Source organism: Kribbella sp. NPDC051770 (assembly GCF_040681455.1).
GTDB lineage: Bacteria > Actinomycetota > Actinomycetes > Propionibacteriales > Kribbellaceae > Kribbella.
On the sequence record NZ_JBFAYT010000007.1, the window covers coordinates 64,907 to 83,054 of the forward strand.

The following is an 18,148-nucleotide window of genomic DNA, read 5'->3' on the forward strand; positions in this document are numbered from 1 at the left end:
CCGATCATCAGCCACCTGGCTGACCCAGGTCGTGCGAACCCAATGCCCTCCTGGGCGCGAACGCTAAACGTGCGAGCAGGTCCTCGACGCGTTCGGACCGGCCGGTACGGCGGTGGGTCTGCCAGTCGTCCGCCGTCATCACACCGGCGACCAGGGCGAGGGCCTCGTCGAGTTCCTCGGCCAGGTACGGGTTCGGGATCGCGAGGCGTTCGCCCATCGCCTCCTCGGCGCCGAACAGCCGCGCCGACGTGACCGCGTCCCCCTCCCGCGCGAGGATGCTCATCATCGTGTTCGAGAACGCCATCGTCAGCGGCGGACTGCCCAGGCAGAGCACCGACGGGATCAACCCACGAGCCAGCTCGTCGGCCTCCTCGACCCGGCCGGCGACCGCCAGCAGGTAGGCCAGGTTCTGCCCCTGGACGGCGCTCTCGTGCTCGTCACCGACGGTGTCGAGCACAGCGAGCGACTCCCGCAGCAACGCCTCGGCCCGGTCGTGGTGCCCGAGCTCCTCCTCGACGCCGGCGAGGTTGCCGAGCATCCTCGCCAACCGCCCGGCGTCGTCGAGCTCGCGGTGCAGCTCGAGCCCCTCGGTCAACGTCTGCTGGGCGGCTTCGAGCTCACCCTGGTGGCGTTGCGCCGTACCGACCAGGCTCATCGCCCAGGCGACGCCGGACCGGTCGTCGAGCGACTTCGACAGGTCGAGCGCTCGCGTGGCCTCCGCGAACGCACGGTGCGGTTCTCCCTGCGTCAGCAGGAGATTGGCCAGCCCGCGCAGGCAGGCGGCGAGCTCGACCGAGTGCTCCGCCGTACCAGCGCGAGCGAGCGCCTCCTCGTGCCGTCGACGCCCTTCCGCGACGTCCCCGGTCAGCACCCAGATCCAGCTCAGCGCGGCGCAGACCCGGACACCCTGCGCACCCGTTGCCCAGGACAACGCCGCCCGGAAGTTGCCGAGCTCGGTCTCGACCCGGTCGAGCGCGGTCCCGTGCCGGGACTCGCGCAGGCCCCGCAGACTGTCGCCGAGCTGCGCGTAGTACGTCGCGTGCGCCGCGCGGAGCCGCTCGAGCTCGTCGGTCTCGGCGAGCTTCTCGCCGGCGTACTGGGCGATGGTCTGGAGCATGGCGATCCGCGTCGGGGTGCCCTGCGTGACCGTGATCAGGTTCGCGTCGTGCAGGTCGGCGACGGCGTCGAGCGGGTCGAGGGTGTCGGCGGCGATCGCCGTGATCGCGGCCAGGTCGGCGCCACCGGAGAAGACCGCGAGCCGCCGGAAGACGCGCTGGTGCTCGGGCCGGAGCAAGTCGTACGACCAGGCGATCGTGTCGCGCAGCGTCCGCTGGCGGTCCGGCGTGACGCTGCTGGTCGAGGCGAAGTCGAGCGGATGGTCGATCCGGTCGAGCAACTCCTCCAGGCTGAGCAGCCGAACGCGCGGTGCGCACAGCTCGATGGCCAGCGGCAGCCCGTCGAGCCGCTCGCAGATCTGCGCGACCAGCGCGAGGTCCGGACTGAACCCAGGCTGTACGGCGGTCGCCCGCTGCACGAACAGCTCGACCGCCGCCGACGTCGTCTCCAGCGGGGTCACCAGATGCTGCCGCTCGGCGACCAGCCCGAGCGGACGCCGCGACGTGGCAACGATCTTGACCTGCGGCGCCCGGTCCAGGATCTGCGCGACGACGCGGTCGGCGCCGTCGACCTGCTCGAGGTTGTCGAGGACGAGCAGCAAGGTGCGCTGGGCGAGGTACGCCGTCAGCCGCCCCGGCGGCCGCTCCCGCGGCGGGACGTCGAGCCCCTCGGCGATCGAGGACCACATCACCTCCTCCGACACCGCCTCGGCCAGCGGCACGAAGTACGCGCCGCCCGGGAACTGGTTGACCGCGCCGGCCGCCGTCGCGATCCCGAGCCGGGTCTTGCCCGCGCCACCGGGCCCGACCAGACTCACCAGCCGTACGTCGGGCTGCCGGATCAGCTCGCCCAGGCGCGCCAGGTCGGCCTCCCGCCCGAGCAGCGCGGTCGCCGGGACCGGCAGGCTGGTCGCCGTACCGAGCGTGCGCGGTGGCGGGAAGTCCGCGTCCAGGCCGATGACCGTGACCTGGAACAGCCGCTCGGGCTCGGGAATGTCCTTCAGGTGATGCGTTCCGAGGTCGCGCAACGCGGCGCCGTCGGGCAGCGCGTGCCGGACCAGCTCACCCGTCGTCGCCGAGACGATCACCTGCCCGCCGTGGGCCGAGGCCGCGACGCGGGCCGCGCGGTGCACGTCCATCCCCCAGTAGTCGCCGTCGGACACGCCCGGCGTACCGGTGTGGATACCCATCCGGACCCGCAGCCGCTCGCCGCCCGGCCAGGCGTGACCGGCGAGCCGGCGCTGCCCGTCGACCGCGGCCGCGACCGCGTCGGCGGCCGACGGGAACACCACGAAGAAGCTGTCGCCCTCGGTGCCCTGCTCGACCCCGCCGTACGCCCGCCAGACCTGGCGCAGGATCCGCCGGTGCCCTTCGAGGGCCTCGAGGTAGCTGTCCCCGAGCCGGCGCAGCAGCACGGTCGACCCCTCGATGTCGGTGAACACCATCGAGACGGCGGCCATCAGATCGTGAACTCCACCCAGAGCGGGTAGTGGTCGGAGATCCGGAACGACAGCTGCGACTTGGTCAGCCCGGTCAGCACCAGCGGGACGAAGTCGAGGCTGCCGCAGCGGTTGGTGAAGGTGAGCCCGTTCAGCATCGGCGGCAGGTCGGGCCGGGTCGGGTCGTTGAACCAGGCGATCTGGTCGTAGTAGTGGTGGTCCTTGTCGTTGTCGAAGATCGTCCGCGGCACCAGGCCGAGGTCGGGCGGCGGCCAGAGCCCGGTCGAGACGAACGCCGCGAACAGCGGGTCGTCGATCCGGTCCAGGTTGAAGTCGCCGAGCACCAGCAGGTTGTGGTTCCAGTCCTTCGGGCGGTCGGCCCACTTGCGCATCCAGTCGGCGAACGCCTGCACCTCGCCGAGCCGGTCCTTCGGGCCCTTGCCCCACAGGACGTGCACGGTGGTCAGGATGAAGTCGGTGCCGCCCCGCACGAAGGCCGCCGCGTACGGCGTCCGCGCGAACTGCTCGACCTTCCGGCCGGCCGCGTCCTCCTCCGCCGCGGGCGGCAGGACGATCTCACCGACCAGCCCGGACGGCTGCACCCGGTCGGAGTCGTAGACGTAGGCCAGGCGCTCGGCGTTGCCCGCGGTCCCCTCGGTCGCGTCCGACACGATCACCCGGTAGCGCGGACCGAGCTGCTCGAGCAGCGCCAGCAGCGCGGTGGTGTCGCGCTTGCTCTCCTGGATCGCGGTGACGTCGAACCGCTCGACCACCTTGGCGATGCAGGCCAGCGCGTGCCAGTCCCGTTTCGGGGTGTCGTTCGGGCCGGACTGCCACTTCGGCGTCAGCCCGCCGAAGCCGCGCACGTTCCAGGTCCCGATCAGCAGGTTGTCCTGCACCTTGGCCGGCAGTTGCTGGTCCAGCGCGGCGCCTAACCGGTTCAGATCCTGGGTCACCGCTTTCGGTGCCGGACCGGCCGGCTTCACCACCGCACGCGCCACGATTCCCCCGCCCCACAACGAAAACCCGGTCACCCCAACCGTTGCACCGAGCCTGATCGAGCACCCGGCGTCCGTCAAGAGGGCCGCGACCTCTGGACCAGGCATTAATTGTTAGGTAAGTTTCCTAACAGTTATCTCCCGATCGCCCCCTCAGGAGTTCTGATGACACTGCGCAGACTGCTCGCTGTCCTCCTCCCGCTCCCCCTGCTGGTCGCCCTCGGCGGCGCGCAGGCCAACGCGGCCGACACGTTGCTCTCGCAACGACAACCGGTGCTTGCCTCCAGCATCGAAGACGACACGTTCCCGGCCACCCTGGCCGTCGACGGCAGTACGACCACCCGCTGGGCCAGCGCGGAGGGCGCCGACCCGCAGTGGATCCGGGTCGACCTCGGCCAGCCGGCCACGATCCGGCGGGTGAAGCTGAACTGGGAGGCCGCCTACGCCAAGGCCTACCGGATCGAGGTCTCCGACAACGGGACCGACTTCAGCACCGTCAAGGAGGTTGCCAATGGCAACGGTGCGACCGACGACCTGACCGGGCTGAACGCCCGCGGGCGCTACGTCCGCCTGGTCGGCACGCAACGCGGTACGTCGTACGGGTACTCGCTGTGGGAGCTCGAGGTCTACGGCACCGCCGACTCCAGCGGCGACACCCAGGCGCCGACCGTGCCGACCGGTCTGCAGAGCACCGCGGTCACTGCGACCTCGGCCGCGCTGAAGTGGACCGCCTCGACCGACAACGTCGGCGTCAGCGGGTACGACGTGCTGCGCAACGGCGTCGTCGTCGCGTCGACCGAGGCCACGACGTACAACGACACCGGGCTGACCGCGAGCACGTCGTACCAGTACGCCGTACGGGCGCGTGATCTGGCCGGCAACCAGTCGGCGACGAGCACGGCGATCACCGTGCAGACCAGCGCGGGAGGTGGCGGCGCGTTCGTGCTCGCCGCGGCCGGTGACATCGCCGACCGCTGCACCGCGTCGGACTCCAACTGCGTGCACCCGAAGACCGCGCGGCTGGTCCAGGCGATGAACCCGGCCAACGTGATCACGATGGGCGACAACCAGTACGACGACGCCCACCTGTCCGACTTCAAGGCCTACTACGACAAGACCTGGGGCAAGTTCAAGGCGATCACCAAGCCGATCCCGGGCAACCACGAGTCCTACGACGACACCCCGTTCGCCGGCTACAAGGCGTACTTCGGATCGCTGGCGACGCCGCAGGGCAAGCAGTACTACAGCTGGGACAAGGGCAACTGGCACTTCATCGCTCTCGACTCCAACGACTTCGTCACCGGTGAGGACAAGGCCGAACCGGCCCAGCTGACCTGGCTCAAGCAGGACCTGGCGAACAACACCAAGGGCTGCATCGCGGCGTACTACCACCACCCGCGGTTCAGCTCCGGCGACCACGGCGACAACCCGGACAGCATCGCGCTGTGGCAGACCCTGGTCGGCGCGAAGGTCGACCTGGTGCTGAACGGGCACGACCACCACTACGAGCGGTTCCTGCCGCAGAACGTCAACGGCCAGGTCGACCCGAACGGGCCGGTCCAGATCATCGGCGGGATGGGCGGCGCGCCGCTGTACGACGTGCACTCCGCGCACCCGGCGACGGCGAAGATCCTCTCGACGTACGGCGCGCTGAAGCTCTCGATGACCGACAGCACCTTCTCCAGCCAGCTGATCGGGCTGGACAGCAAGGTCCTCGACAGCAGCCCGACCTACAGCTGCCACTGACGGGAACGGCTGATGTATCTGGCGAACAGCCGGGCCGCCGACCAGGCTTCCAGCCGGGTCGGCGGTACCCCGTGGCACCGCGTCCCCCCGAACGTCCTGGCCCTCGGCGTCGTCAGCCTGGTCACCGACATCTCCGCCGAGATGGTGACCGCCGTGCTGCCGCTCTACCTAGTCCTCGGCCTGGGCCTCAACCCGCTGCAGTTCGGCCTGCTCGACGGCCTGTACGCCGGCTCGACCGCGCTGCTCCGCCTGGCCGGCGGCCACCTGGCCGACCGCTGGCAGCGCCTGAAGTCGGTCGCCGGGATCGGCTACGGGCTGTCGGCGATCTGCAAACTGGGCTTACTGGCTGCAGGCTCGTCGGTCGCAGCCATCGGCGCGGTCCTGGCCATCGACCGCGCCGGCAAAGGCATCCGCACGGCACCGCGCGACGCACTGATCTCGCTGAGCAGCTCCCCCGAAACCCTCGGCCGCTCCTTCGGCGTCCACCGCGCCCTGGACACGTTCGGCGCGTTCCTCGGCCCACTGGTCGCGGTCGGCGTGCTGTGGGCGAGCCTCGGTTCGTACGACGCGGTGTTCGTCTTCAGCTTCTGCATCGCGGGGTGCGGGGTGCTGCTGCTGGTGCTCCTGGTTCGTGACCATGCGCCTGCCACGAAACCAAATGTTGTTCCTTTGAGAACCATGGTCGGGTTGCTGGCCATCCCCTCCTTCCGGCGCTGTTGTCTGTGGGCGGCCGGGCTCGGGCTGGTGACGATCACCGACTCCTTCGTCTACCTCGCGCTGCAACGTCGCTGGGAGATCGAGAGCACCTGGTTCCCGCTCCTCGCGCTGGGGACGACCGGCTCGTTCCTCCTGCTCGCCGTACCGCTCGGCCGGCTGGCCGACCGGGTCGGGCGCTGGAAGGTCTTCCTCGGCGGTCACGCCGCACTGGTCGTCGCCCTGCTGATGCTCTGCGGACCCTCGACCAGCCCCTGGCTCGCGATCGCCGCTCTGCTCCTGCACGGCACGTTCTACGCCGCGACCGACGGCGTACTGCCCGCAACAGCCGGTCCCCTGCTCCCCGAGCACCTGAGAGCCAGCGGCCTCGCCCTGCTGCAAACCGGCCAAGCCCTCGCCCGCATGGTCTCGGCGGTCCTCGTCGGCCTGGCCTGGACCCTCTGGGACCTGCGCCCCGCTCTCATCGCGACCACGATCGCGCTGCTGGTCGTCACCCTCGCGGCCGCCGCGTTCAAACCCTGGGAGGCGAAGCAATGAAGAAGCTCCTGCTCGGCCTGATCGGCGCCCTGGTCCTGATCGGCGGCGGTCTCACGTACGTCGTCTCCGCCCGCGGCAGCGGCCCCTCGGTCGACGCCCGGCCAGTGACCCACGGCGCGATCACCCTCCAACCCGGCCAACTGCTGTTCCGCAACACCGCCGCCGGCCCGTCGTACGGCAAGCTCGCGCAGGACGGCGCGACCCGCACGATCGCCGACCTGCACTGCGACCGCATAGCCGTCGCCCACGGCACCGGAATCTGCCTGCGCTCCAAACCGGGATCGTTGCCTCCACTCAGCGAAGTCCTTGTCCTCGGCCCCGATCTCGCGGTGCGCCACAAGCAGACCCTCCCCGGCACCCCGAGCCGCGCCCGCGTCTCCCCCGACGGCAAGCTCGTCAACTGGACCCTCTTCGTCACCGGCGACTCGTACGCCGCCACCGGCTTCTCCACCCGCAGCGGCCTGTACGAGGTCGAGACCGGCCGCCTGGTGAAGAGCATCGAGGAGCTCCCGGTCTTCGTGAACGGCCGCCGGTACTTCGCCCACGACTCCAACTACTGGGGCATCACCTTCGCCGCCGACGGCTCCCGCTTCTACGCGACCCTCGGCAGCAAGGGCAAGACCTACCTGATCGAAGCCGACTACCGCACCTACCGCGGTACCGCGATCCTCGAGAACGCCGAGTGCCCGTCCCTGTCCCCCGACGGCCGCCGGGTCGCCTTCAAGCAGAAGAACCCCGACGGCACCTGGCGGATCGCCGTCCTCGACCTGACCACCCGCCGGGTCAGCTACCCGCCCGAGTCCCGCCACCTCGACGACCAGGTCCTCTGGAAGGACAGCACCACACTGCTCTACACGCTGCAACGCCCCGACAAGGGCACCGACATCTGGTCCACCCCGATCGGCACCGGTACGCCGACGCTCGTCGTACCGGACGCCGCCTCACCCGCGATCACGTGACGCCAGCCGCAGCGCCGGCAGCATGACCAGGACGGTGCACGCGATCGTCAACTCCGGCCCGAGCCCGGCGAGCAGTACGCCGGTCAGGGTCGCGCCGACCGCCATCCCGAGATCGAACGCCGCGTTCCAGATCGCGCTCACCGCCGAGTACCCGGCGGCCGGGACGCGGTGGTACATCAGCGCGAGCGTCGCGTTCTGCAGTACGCCGAACCCGGCACCGAACACCGCTGCCCCCGCGATCACCGCGGCGGGGGTGTGCACCGCGGCCAGCGCCGCGACACCCACGACGCACAGGACGGCGCCGGGGACCAGCAGCCCACCTTGTCCCCGGCGGTCGCCGTACTGGCCCGCGAACCAGCGCGCCGCGGTGCTCATGGCGGGCTGCACGAAGAGCGCGACCGCCACGACCCAGGTCAGCGGCCCGGTCAGCACCAGCGGGAGGAAGGTGACCAGCACACCAGCAGCCGTCGCACACAGCGCGAACAACGTGGCAGGCCGGGTCAGCGCCGGGTTGCGAAGCCCTACAACCAGCCCATGATCCTTCGCGCCCTCCGCCTCCCGCTTCGGCAACCCCGGGATCGTCACCAGCGCGACCAACGGCGCCAGCGCGGTCGCCACGAACACCGCCGCGTACCCCCACCGCTCAGCCGCCAGCACCCCCAACGGCATCGCCACCAGCCCCGGAACCCCCGCCACCAGCCCCACCATCGCGAGCCCCTCGCCGCGCCGCTCGGCCGGAATCAACGCAGCCGTCAAGGCGCCCCCGGCAACCACCGAGATCGCGAACCCGATCCCCCGCACCGCGCTGACCGCGAGGATCACCGCAGTCCCGTCGTACGCCGCCAGCACGAAAGCCGGTGCCCCCAGCAAGAACAACCCCACCGCCAACGTCCACCGGTAGCCCAGGGCAACGGTCAGCCGCGGCGTCACCATCTCGGCCAGCACCGTCGCGAACAACAGCACCCCCGTCGCCAGCCCACCCGAAGCCACCGACCCGGCGTACGCCGGCACCACCGCCAACGGCAGGTAGAACCCGATCCCCGACCCCAGGATCGACCCGAACCGCAACACCAGCGCACGGGACATCAGGGACGGTCGCGAGGCAGCGTAAGTAGTCATGTCTCGACGCTAGAAACAAACCGGCCTCCGTTGAAGATCCAGTTCTGCTCCCACAGAGAGGACCAGTTGGCCTGCGGCAGCACGGCGTGATTTGTCCAGCTGTTGCGCTGTGACGGAAAGCTCCGGGGTGCATCGTTGCAGAGGGTGGAGGGGTGGGTGAGATCTGTGATTTCATCCGGGGGCGCACGTAGGGGGAACGATGGAGTTCAGGCTGCTGGGGCCGGTCGAGGTTTGGGCGGGGGCTGAGCGACTGGCGGTGGGCGGGCCGAAGCCGCGCGCCCTGCTGGCCGCGTTGCTGCTGGAGCGCGGGCGGGTGGTGTCCGTGGACCGGCTGATCGATCAGCTCTGGCCGGACGATCCGCCGCCGACTGCGCGGGCGCTGATTCAGACGTACGTCGCGGCGATCCGTCGCGGGCTTGCGGTTGCGGGCGGGCAGGATCTCGTCGAGACGCGGCCTCCGGGCTACCGAATCACCGGCGGGACCGTCGACCTCACGACGTACGAGGAGCTGGTTCAGCAGGCGCGGCAGGCCGGCGACCGGGCGGACGCTCTCAACAGCTACCGCGCGGCGAGCGAGCTGTGGCACGGCTCGGCGCTCGGTGGGATCGGCGGTTCGCTGAGCATCGAGGCCGACCGGCTGAACGACCTGCGGGTCGCCACGATCGAGGAGCAGTTCGCCGCCGAGCTCGAAGCCGGCAGCGCTGTGGCCGACGAGATCGCGGCCGCCCTCTCCCAGCATCCGTTGCGCGAGCGCCTGCGCGGCCAGCTGATGGTCGCGCTCTGCCGCGCGGGCCGCCAGTCCGAGGCGCTGACCGTCTACACCGAAGGCCGCCGGCTGCTCGCCGACGAGCTCGGCGTCGACCCGGGCCCGGACCTCAACCGCATCTACGAGGCCGTACTCCGCAACGACCCGGCGCTGTTCGCCGACCGCCCGCAGGGCGACTCGGCTCGCCCCGAGTCCGTCGAAGTCCATCCGCCCCGCAGCGCCGACGTCTCCCAGCAGCAGCGCACCCACGCCGTCCCGGCCCAGCTCCCCGCCGGCGTCGCCGACTTCACCGGCCGCACCACCGAGCTCGCCACCCTCCTCGCCCGCTTCGCCGCCCCGACCGACCCCGGCGCCCTCGCCATCCAGGTGATCAGCGGCCCCGGCGGCGTCGGCAAGTCCGCCCTCGCTCTCTCGACGGTCCACCAGCTCTCCGGCGGCTACAAGGACGGCCAGCTGTACGTCGACCTCGGCGGCGTCACCGGTCTCCCCGCGAGCCCGTCCGACGTCGTCGCCCGCTTCCTGCGCGCCCTCGGCATCGACGCCCAGAACCTCCCGGTCTCGCTCGAGGAACGCATCGACCTCTACCGCACGATCACCGCAGGCCGCTCCCTCCTAGTCCTTCTCGACGACGCCGCCTCCGAGCAACAGGTCCGCCCGCTCCTCCCCAGCGCCGGCAGCTCAGCCGTCGTGATCACCTCGCGCCGCCGCCTCAGCGGCCTCGCGGGCGCCGACGTCGTCGACCTCGGCGTACTCGGCGAGGCCGACGCGATCGGCCTGCTCTCCCGCGTCGCCGGTCGCGAACGGGTCGCGGCGGAGCCCGCGGAGGCCGAGCGCATCGTCCACCTCTGCGGCTGTCTCCCCCTCGCCGTCCGTACGGCGGGCGCCCGCCTCGCCAGCCGCCGCCACTGGACCCTCGCCCGACTGGCCACGAGACTCGCCGACGAACGCCAGCGCCTCGACGAACTGGCCGCCGGCGACGTCGAGGTCCGCGCCAGCCTCGCCGTCGGCTACCAGGGCCTCGACGCCTCCGCGCAGCTCGCGTTCCGCCGCCTCGGGCTGCTCAGCCTGCTCGACTTCGCGCCCTGGATCGCCGGCCCGCTGCTCGACCTGCCGACCGACGACGCCGAGGACGTCGTCGAGCAGCTCGTCGACGCCCAGCTCCTCGAGCTGGCGACCGTCGACCAGCTCGGCCAGGTCCGCTACCGCATGCACGAGCTCCTCCAGGTGTACGCCCGCGAACGCGCCGACCTGGAGGACTCGCGAGCGGACCGCGACGCCGCCGTCACGAGAGCCCTGCGGGCCTGGCTCAGCCTGATCGGTCGCATCTCCGCCAACGGCCCGTCCGGCGAGGTCGACCTCGTCCCACCCGCGCCCGCCGACAACGTCGTACCGGCCGACGTCCTGGAGCCCGCCCTGGCCAGGCCCGCGGTCTGGTTCGACATCGAGACCCCGTCGATGCTGGCCTCCGTCGCCCGCGCGGCGGCGAACGGATTGCACCACGTCGCGGCCGAGATGGTCGCGGCGATGTGCTCGTCGTCGTTCGTCGTGACGAACCGCTTCGACGACTGGTGGAGCAGCCACGACATCGCGCTGCAGGCCGCGCGCGAGGCCGGTGACGAGTCCGCCGAGGCGATGCTGCTCGCGGGTCTCGGCCGGTTGCGCAGCAGCGAGGACGACTACGCGGGCGCCGAGGCGTACTTCGCGGAGTCGCTCGCGAAGTACACGAAGAACGACGACCGGCGCGGTGCGGCGATCGCGCTCGCCGGGCTCGGCGACGTCCGGCGGGAGCTGGGCGACACCGGTCCCGCGCGCGACTACCTCGACCGCGCCCTGGCGATCTTCCGCGCGCTGGACGAGGACGCAGGCATCGGGTTCTGCGCCCGGCGCGGCGGTGCGCTGGCGATCGACGAGAGCCGCACCGACGACGGATTCGCCTTGCTGGACGAGGCGTTGACGGCGTACCGGAAGACGTCGAGCCGGCGCGGTGAGGCGATCACCTTGCGCTCGATCAGCCTCGCGCACCGCGCGCTCGGCGACTACGCCGAGGCCGCCCGGTACGCCGAACAAGCCGTCGCCATCCTCCGCGAGATCGGCGACGCGGTGATGACGGCGTACGGCGTCCAGGCGCTGGCCAAGGCCCGGCTCCGGCTCGGCGAGGGCCTCGCGGTCGCGGACGAGCTCGACGACGCGCTGGTCACCTGCCGCACCTATCAGGACCGCTTCGGCCAGGCGCTGATCCTGCGCACCCAGGGCGAGCTGCGGATCGCGCTGGACCGCCCCGAGGACGCCGTCGAACCGCTGGAGCAGTCGCTCGCGATCTGGCGCGAGCTGGGCCTCGACCAGTTCGTCACGCTCACCCGGGCCGACCTGGAAACGGCGCTGCAAACGCGGCCGCCGGAGGTTGCAGCCGGCTTGCAGTGACTTTGGAGAGGTCTTCCAGGGCGACGATCCACTCTCTTCCCAGGGCAGCGAACGCCGCCTCTCGCCTCGGAAGATCGGATCACCGCCATGTCCAAGACCAGCCTGCGGAGCCGGCTCGGCCGGCCGCTCAAGGCCATGCTCCTTCTGCTGTCCGTTGCCAGCGGCTCCGGCCTGATGCTGGCCGGCAACGCCCCCGAGGCCGCGGCCGCTCCGGCCTGCGGTGTTCTCGCGCCGGGTGCCGGGCCGCAGGCCGTCGCCGCCGTGAACCACGCCTGCAACCAGATCGGCGTCCCGTACTCGTGGGGCGGCGGCCACGGCCCGACGCCGGGTAAGAGCCGCGGTATCTGCGACCCGGCCAACGGCGCTCCCAACGACTGCAACGTGATCGGCTTCGACTGCTCCGGGCTGGTCCGCTACGCCTACTACCTGGCCGCCGGCTCCGACATCATCAACGGCACCGCCGCGATGCAGCACAACTCCTCCCGGGCGGTCGCCCGTTTCGGCAAGGCCGCCGGCCTCGGCCCGCTGCTCCCCGGTGACCTGATGTTCTTCAACTCCGGCAACGGCATCCAGCACGTCTCGATGTACCTCGGCGGCGGTTACATGGTCGAGGCCCCGAACTCCGGCGCGCTGGTCCGCGTCTCGTCGGCCACGCGCGGCGACTACTACGGCGCCATCCGCCTGTACGCCGGTGGCGGCGGCGCGGGCGCCTCGCTCTCGGGCGACGCGAAGGCCGACCTGGCCACCGTGCTCGACGACGGCGGGGTCAAGGCCTGGCGCAACGGCGCCGGGTTCGCCAACATGCCCTGGAACGGCGACACGATCGTCGGCACCGGCTTCACCAACGACAACACCTTCTTCGCCGACCTCGACGGGGACGGCGACAAGGAGATCATCGCCGTCCAACCGAACGGTGAGGTGAAGGCCTGGCGCAACGACCGCGGCTTCGCCGAGATGCCCTGGGGCGAAGCGGCGATCATCGGGACCGGCTTCGCCAAGGACAACCTGTTCTTCGCCGACCTGAACGCCGACGGCAAGGCCGAGATCCTCTCCGTGCAGGCCAACGGCGACCTCAAGGCGTGGCGCAACGACCGCGGCTTCGCCAACATGCCGTGGGGTGAGGCCGCGGTGATCGCGACCGGCTTCAGCAAGGACAACACCTTCCTCGCCGACCTGAATGCCGACGGCAAGGCCGACATCATGACCGTCCTGGCCAACGGCGAGGTGAAGGCCTGGCGCAACGGCGCCGGCTTCGCCAACATGCCCTGGAACGGCGACGCGATCATCGCCACCGGCTTCAGCAAGGACAACCTCTTCTTCGCCGACCTCGACGGCGACGGCAAGTCCGACATCGCCACCGTTCGCCCCAACGGCGACGTCCAGGCCTGGCACAACGGCGCCGGCTTCGCCGCGATGCCCTGGGACAACAGCGCCGTCATCGCCACCGGCTTCACCACCACCAACCTCGTCTTCGCCTGAAAACCCCCAAGGAGCTCACGATCATGCGACGCCTGCTCACCACCGCCCTGGTCGCTCTCGCCGCCTTCGTCGCGGTCCCCGCCGCGCCCGCGCTGGCCGACCCGAACACCGACTTCATCAACTCCTCCGGCCCACCCGCCCAGGCCAGCCGCGCCGAGTACGGCGTACCGGCCTCCGTCACGATCGCCCAGGCGATCCTGGAGAGCGGCTGGGGCAACAGCGATCTCGCGAAGGTCGACCAGAACTACTTCGGCATCAAGTGCGGCACCGGCGGCGCCGGCCCGATCGCGATCGGCTGCGTCACCCGGCCCACCACCGAGTGCACACCGACCTGCCACACCGTGAACGCCTCGTTCCGCAAGTACGCCTCCCGGCTCGACTCGTTCCGCGACCACGGCGCGTTCCTGCGCAACAACTCCCGCTACGCCAACGCCTTCAACTACAGCAACGACGCGAACCGGTTCGTCCAGGAGATCCACAAGGCCGGCTACGCGACCGACCCGAACTACACCACCAAGGTCGTCAACCTGATGACGTCGTACGACCTGTACCGCTTCAACAACGGTGGTGCCGGCTCGTCGCTGTCGGGTGACAGCAAGGCCGATCTCGCGACGGTGCTGGACGACGGCCGGGTGAAGGCCTGGCGCAACGGATCGGGCTTCGCGAACATGCCGTGGAACGGCGACACGATCGTCGGCACCGGTTTCACCAACGACAACACGTTCTTCGCCGACCTCGACGGGGACGGCGACAAGGAGATCATCGCCGTCCAGCCGAACGGTGACGTGAAGGCCTGGCGCAACGACCGCGGCTTCAGCGAGATGCCGTGGGGTGAGGCCGCGGTGATCGCGACCGGCTTCAGCAAGGACAACCTGTTCTTCGCCGACCTGAACGCCGACGGGAAGGCCGACATCCTGACCGTGCTCGCCAACGGCGAGGTGAAGGCCTGGCGCAACGGCGCCGGCTTCGCCAACATGCCCTGGAACGGCGACGCGATCATCGCCACCGGCTTCAGCAAGGACAACCTGTTCCTCGCCGACCTGAACGCGGACAGCAAGGCCGACATCATGACCGTCCTGGCCAACGGCGAGGTGAAGGCGTGGCGCAACGGCGCCGGGTTCGCGGCGATGCCGTGGAACGGCGACGCGATCATCGCCACCGGCTTCTCCAAGGACAACACGTTCTTCAGCGACCTCGACGGCGACGGCAAGGCCGACATCTCGACCGTACGGCCGAACGGCGACGTGCAGTCCTGGCACAACGGCGCGGGCTTCGCGGCGATGCCGTGGGACAACAGCGCCGTCATCGCGACCGGTTTCTCCACCACCAACCTGATCTTCGCCTAGGAGCCACGACCATGAAGACGCTCAAACGCCTCCTCGCCGTCGCGGCCGCAGCCGCCGCGATCACCGTCGGACTCGTCACCCAGCCGGCCAGCGCCGCCGACCGGCCCAACTTCAAGCTGCCGCTGCCCTGCGGCCAGACCTGGACCACCTCCACCCACGGCGGTCACGCCAGCCAGTACATGCTCGACATGGTCAGCTCCGGCGGAGCGACCGCCGGTACGCCGGTACTGGCCTCGGCCGGCGGCACCGTGGTCACCTCGGGCTTCTTCAGCGACGCCGGCAACATGATCGTCATCGACCACGGTGATGGTTGGCAGACCCGGTACCTGCACCTGGCCACTCGGGCCGTCAACGCCGGCGCCTCGGTCGGCCAGGGCGTCCAGATCGGGACCGTCGGCAACACCGGCTCGAACACCACCGGCGCCCACCTGCACTACGAGCAGAAGCTCGGCGGCGCCGTCCAGCAGTCGGTGCTCAGTGGACACCTGGTCCCGGTGAAGTTCGCCTACCACCAGAACTACGAGACCAGCGACAACTGCGGCCAGAGCGCCGGGGCCTCGCTCTCGGGCGACGCCAAGGCTGACCTCGCCACCGTGCTCGACGACGGCCGGGTCAAGGCCTGGCGCAACGGCGCCGGGTTCGCGAACATGCCGTGGAACGGCGACACCATCGTCGGGACCGGTTTCACCAACGACAACACGTTCTTCGCCGATCTCGACGGGGACGGCGACAAGGAGATCATCGCCGTGCAGCCGAACGGCGAGGTGAAGGCCTGGCGCAACGACCGCGGCTTCAGCGAGATGCCGTGGGGTCAGGCGGCGATCATCGGGACCGGCTTCTCCAAGGACAACCTGTTCTTCGCCGACCTGAACGCCGACGGCAAGGCGGAGATCCTGTCGGTCCAGGCCAACGGCGACCTGAAGGCGTGGCGCAACGGCGCGGGCTTCGCCAACATGCCCTGGAACGGCGACGCGGTGATCGCGACGGGTTTCTCGAAGGACAACACCTTCCTGGCTGACCTGAACGCCGACGGCAAGGCCGACATCATGACCGTCCTGCCGAGCGGTGAGGTCAAGGCGTGGCGCAACGGCGCCGGCTTCGCCAACATGCCCTGGAACGGCGACGCGATCATCGCCACCGGGTTCTCGAAGGACAACCTGTTCTTCGCCGACATCGACGGCGACGGGAAGTCCGACATCGCGACGGTCCGCCCGAACGGTGAGGTGCAGGCCTGGCACAACGGCGTCGGCTTCGCGGCGATGCCCTGGGACAACAGCGCGGTGATCGCGACCGGGTTCTCCACGGGGAACTTGATCTTCGCCTAGCCCACACCCGGTACGGGCCTGCCGCGACGGCAGGCCCGTACCGGCCTTTGCAGAGAACCTGCAGCGGATTTGCAGGACCGCTTGGCAGGCTCGTCCTGGTTTGGAAGGGAGGCGTCAGCATGCTCGACGTCGTACTGATGGCCGACCCCGCGGTGACCGGCATCCCGGTGGCGGACAACGGCGAGCCGCTGGTCGACCTGGCGCACTACAGCGACCTCCGGCTCGCCGACGGCGCCCACCACCACGTCCGGAAGGGCGTCGCTGACCGGCTCGTGGAGGCCGAGCGGCTCCTCCCCGGCGGCCTGCACCTCCTCGTCGTCGACGCTCACCGGCCGCCGCACGTCTGCGGCGCCGCGGTCGACCTGACACTGTGCTCCCCGGCCGGCGCGGAGATCTCGCTCGGCACCGAGGTCAACGCGGCTCCTGGTGAGGCGTGCTTCATGGCGGCGACCGGCATCCCGGCACCGGCCCGCCGCTACCGCCGGGTCCTGTCGAACGTGATGTCCTCGGCGGGCTTCGTCAACTACCCGACGGAGTGGTGGCACTGGTCGTACGGCGACCAGTACTGGGCCCTCTCCGCCGGGCAGCCGGCCGCGCTCTACGCGCCCGTCGACCGCTGACCGAACCACCGCGGGAGGTGAGCGACCAGGTCCGCCTGGTCCTCACCCACCCACGCGACGTGGCCGTCCGGGCGCAGCAGTACGGCGGGAGCGTCGAGCTCCTCGCTGACGTCGACCACGTGGTCGACGCGGTCCTCCCAGCCGGTCACCGACAGGCTCCCGGTCTGGTCGAGCAGGATGCCGCGGCCGGCGTACATCCGGTCGTACAGGCGGCCGCCCTTCAGCTCCACGTCCCGCAACCGGCGTCCGAGCAGCTCGTGGCCCTTCTCGCCGAAGTCGTAGCGGATGTTGGTCGCGACGATCTTCTCGGTCAGCAGCCGGTTCACCTCGTCGAACTCGACCAGCTCGGTCAGCAGCCGGCGTACCGCCTGCGGGCCGGGCTCGAGCGACATCAGCAGACTCTGCGCCCGGGTGTTGTCCAGTACGTCGGCCGCGACCGGCCGGCGCTCCTGCTCGTACGTCTCCAGCAACCCGTTCGGCGCCCAGCCGTTGAGCTCGCCGGCCAGCTTCCAGCCCAGGTTGAACGCGTCCTGCACGCCGAGCCCGAGGCCCTGCCCGCCGACCGGCGGGTGCACGTGCGCCGCGTCGCCGGCCAACAGGACCCGGTCGACGTGGTACCGGTCGGCCAGCCGGGTGCTGTCGCCGAACCGGGACAGCCAGACCGGCGAGTGCACCCCGAAATCGGTGCCCGCGACAACGATCAGCCGCTGCCGGAACTCCTCGAACGACGGCGGCTGCGACCGGTCCTCGGCCACGTCCGCGGCCGGTACGCCGATCCGGTAGGTGCCACCCGCGAGCGGCATCAGCCCGAACCGCGGCTGCGTCCGGCGCACCTCGGTCATCACCTCGGTCACGGTCTCCGGCGGCACCGCAACCGCCATCTCCCCGAGCAACGTGTCATCCGTGGACGGCTCGCCAGGGAACCCGATCCCGAGCAGCTTCCGGACCGTACTGCGCCCGCCGTCGCACCCGACGACGTACCGGGCCCGCAGCGCCGTCCCGTCGGCCAGCTCGACGTCGACCCCACGCTCGTCCTGCCGCAGCCCGGTCACCTCGTGCCCGAACCGGATCTCCGCCCCGAGCGCGACCGCGTGCTCGGCCAGGATCGCGTCGATCTTCGGCTGCGGGATGCCCAGCGTGAACGCGTGCGCCGAGTCCAGCGGCACCGCCCGCGGCTTCGAGATCCCCGCGAAGAACCCCGCCGCCGGGTGCTTCGTCCCCACCGCGAGCAGCTTGTCCAGCAACCCCCGCTGCGCCATCACCTCGATCGTCCGCGCATGCATCCCCAGCGACCGCACCACCTTGGTCGGCTCGGCCGCCTTCTCCAGCACCACCACACTCACGCCGTGCAGCCGCAGCTCGGCCGCCAGCATCAACCCCGTCGGCCCACTACCCACCACGAGAACGTCAGTCACAGATCCCCATTTCCCCGAGCACTTTCCAGCGAACTCGCAGGATCTTCCCCCACCCCCTGGGCCTTGCGGCAAGTCCCCAGGTGCGCTATAACCTGATTACGGCAGGGAGATACTTCTCCCTGCTTTTCTGCTGTCCGGGGCCGGCCGAG

The 18,148-nt window shown here is 70.6% G+C and carries 12 protein-coding genes; 8 read left to right on the top strand and 4 right to left on the bottom strand.

Going from position 1 to position 18,148, the window contains the following annotated elements; translation table 11 throughout:
* Positions 1–7: 7 nt before the first annotated feature.
* Both AB0M01_RS23065 and AB0M01_RS23070 read right to left on the bottom strand, forming a co-directional pair.
* A complete protein-coding gene (locus AB0M01_RS23065) occupies positions 8–2,575 on the bottom strand; it encodes a tetratricopeptide repeat protein (protein WP_363672675.1) in 2,568 nt (855 codons plus the stop codon).
* Entirely contained in the window at positions 2,575–3,555 is a 981-nt protein-coding gene (locus tag AB0M01_RS23070) for an endonuclease/exonuclease/phosphatase family protein (protein WP_363672677.1), read from the bottom strand. Before AB0M01_RS23070 ends, AB0M01_RS23065 begins: the two co-directional genes overlap by 1 nt.
* 162 nt (positions 3,556–3,717) lie before the next feature.
* On the opposite strand from AB0M01_RS23070, the gene AB0M01_RS23075 reads away from it, so the two are divergent.
* Genes AB0M01_RS23075 through AB0M01_RS23085 form a run of 3 tightly spaced genes read left to right on the top strand, consistent with a single transcriptional unit; the run spans position 3,718 to position 7,508 of the window.
* Positions 3,718–5,298 (top strand): discoidin domain-containing protein, encoded by a 1,581-nt coding sequence (locus tag AB0M01_RS23075; RefSeq protein ID WP_363672678.1) that lies wholly within the window; start codon positions 3,718–3,720, stop codon positions 5,296–5,298.
* 12 nt (positions 5,299–5,310) lie between these two features.
* A complete protein-coding gene (locus AB0M01_RS23080) occupies positions 5,311–6,549 on the top strand; it encodes an MFS transporter (RefSeq protein ID WP_363672680.1) in 1,239 nt (412 codons plus the stop codon).
* Complete coding sequence (locus tag AB0M01_RS23085; protein ID WP_363672682.1) at positions 6,546–7,508, top strand: hypothetical protein; 963 nt, start codon at positions 6,546–6,548, stop codon at positions 7,506–7,508. Before AB0M01_RS23080 ends, AB0M01_RS23085 begins: the two co-directional genes overlap by 4 nt.
* On the opposite strand, the gene AB0M01_RS23090 is transcribed toward AB0M01_RS23085, so the two are convergent.
* The gene (locus AB0M01_RS23090) at positions 7,491–8,627 is read right to left on the bottom strand and encodes an MFS transporter (protein ID WP_363672684.1); all 1,137 of its coding nucleotides are present in this window, start codon (positions 8,625–8,627) and stop codon (positions 7,491–7,493) included. The genes AB0M01_RS23085 and AB0M01_RS23090 overlap by 18 nt on opposite strands.
* A gap of 199 nt (positions 8,628–8,826) precedes the next feature.
* Between AB0M01_RS23090 and AB0M01_RS23095 the strand changes: the two genes are divergently transcribed.
* The 5 genes from AB0M01_RS23095 (at position 8,827) to AB0M01_RS23115 (ending at position 16,584) form a co-directional block, all read left to right on the top strand.
* The gene (locus AB0M01_RS23095) at positions 8,827–11,814 is read left to right on the top strand and encodes a BTAD domain-containing putative transcriptional regulator (RefSeq protein WP_363672686.1); all 2,988 of its coding nucleotides are present in this window, start codon (positions 8,827–8,829) and stop codon (positions 11,812–11,814) included.
* 87 nt (positions 11,815–11,901) lie between these two features.
* Complete coding sequence (locus AB0M01_RS23100) at positions 11,902–13,293, top strand: FG-GAP-like repeat-containing protein (RefSeq protein ID WP_363672688.1); 1,392 nt, start codon at positions 11,902–11,904, stop codon at positions 13,291–13,293.
* A 23-nt stretch (positions 13,294–13,316) separates the two neighbouring features.
* The gene (gene gsmA / locus AB0M01_RS23105) at positions 13,317–14,639 is read left to right on the top strand and encodes a sporangiospore maturation cell wall hydrolase GsmA (protein ID WP_363672690.1); all 1,323 of its coding nucleotides are present in this window, start codon (positions 13,317–13,319) and stop codon (positions 14,637–14,639) included.
* 11 nt (positions 14,640–14,650) lie between these two features.
* On the top strand, positions 14,651–15,964 hold the full coding sequence (locus AB0M01_RS23110; RefSeq protein WP_363672692.1) for a VCBS repeat domain-containing M23 family metallopeptidase: 1,314 nt from the start codon (positions 14,651–14,653) through the stop codon (positions 15,962–15,964).
* A gap of 119 nt (positions 15,965–16,083) precedes the next feature.
* The gene (locus AB0M01_RS23115) at positions 16,084–16,584 is read left to right on the top strand and encodes a M15 family metallopeptidase (protein WP_363672694.1); all 501 of its coding nucleotides are present in this window, start codon (positions 16,084–16,086) and stop codon (positions 16,582–16,584) included.
* Here AB0M01_RS23115 and rox read toward each other — a convergent pair.
* Complete coding sequence (rox, locus tag AB0M01_RS23120) at positions 16,563–17,999, bottom strand: rifampin monooxygenase (RefSeq protein ID WP_363672696.1); 1,437 nt, start codon at positions 17,997–17,999, stop codon at positions 16,563–16,565. The genes AB0M01_RS23115 and rox overlap by 22 nt on opposite strands.
* Positions 18,000–18,148 lie beyond the last annotated feature (149 nt).

Excerpts from the sequence above, each read along its gene's own strand:
- AB0M01_RS23065 (WP_363672675.1), bottom strand. The coding sequence starts at position 2,575 with ATGGCCGCCGTCTCGATGGTGTTCACCGACATCGAGGGGTCGACCGTG.
- AB0M01_RS23075 (WP_363672678.1), top strand. The coding sequence starts at position 3,718 with ATGACACTGCGCAGACTGCTCGCTGTCCTCCTCCCGCTCCCCCTGCTG.
- AB0M01_RS23080 (WP_363672680.1), top strand. The coding sequence starts at position 5,311 with ATGTATCTGGCGAACAGCCGGGCCGCCGACCAGGCTTCCAGCCGGGTC.
- AB0M01_RS23085 (WP_363672682.1), top strand. The coding sequence starts at position 6,546 with ATGAAGAAGCTCCTGCTCGGCCTGATCGGCGCCCTGGTCCTGATCGGC.
- AB0M01_RS23090 (WP_363672684.1), bottom strand. The coding sequence starts at position 8,627 with ATGACTACTTACGCTGCCTCGCGACCGTCCCTGATGTCCCGTGCGCTG.
- AB0M01_RS23095 (WP_363672686.1), top strand. The coding sequence starts at position 8,827 with ATGGAGTTCAGGCTGCTGGGGCCGGTCGAGGTTTGGGCGGGGGCTGAG.
- AB0M01_RS23100 (WP_363672688.1), top strand. The coding sequence starts at position 11,902 with ATGTCCAAGACCAGCCTGCGGAGCCGGCTCGGCCGGCCGCTCAAGGCC.
- gsmA (WP_363672690.1), top strand. The coding sequence starts at position 13,317 with ATGCGACGCCTGCTCACCACCGCCCTGGTCGCTCTCGCCGCCTTCGTC.
- AB0M01_RS23110 (WP_363672692.1), top strand. The coding sequence starts at position 14,651 with ATGAAGACGCTCAAACGCCTCCTCGCCGTCGCGGCCGCAGCCGCCGCG.
- AB0M01_RS23115 (WP_363672694.1), top strand. The coding sequence starts at position 16,084 with ATGCTCGACGTCGTACTGATGGCCGACCCCGCGGTGACCGGCATCCCG.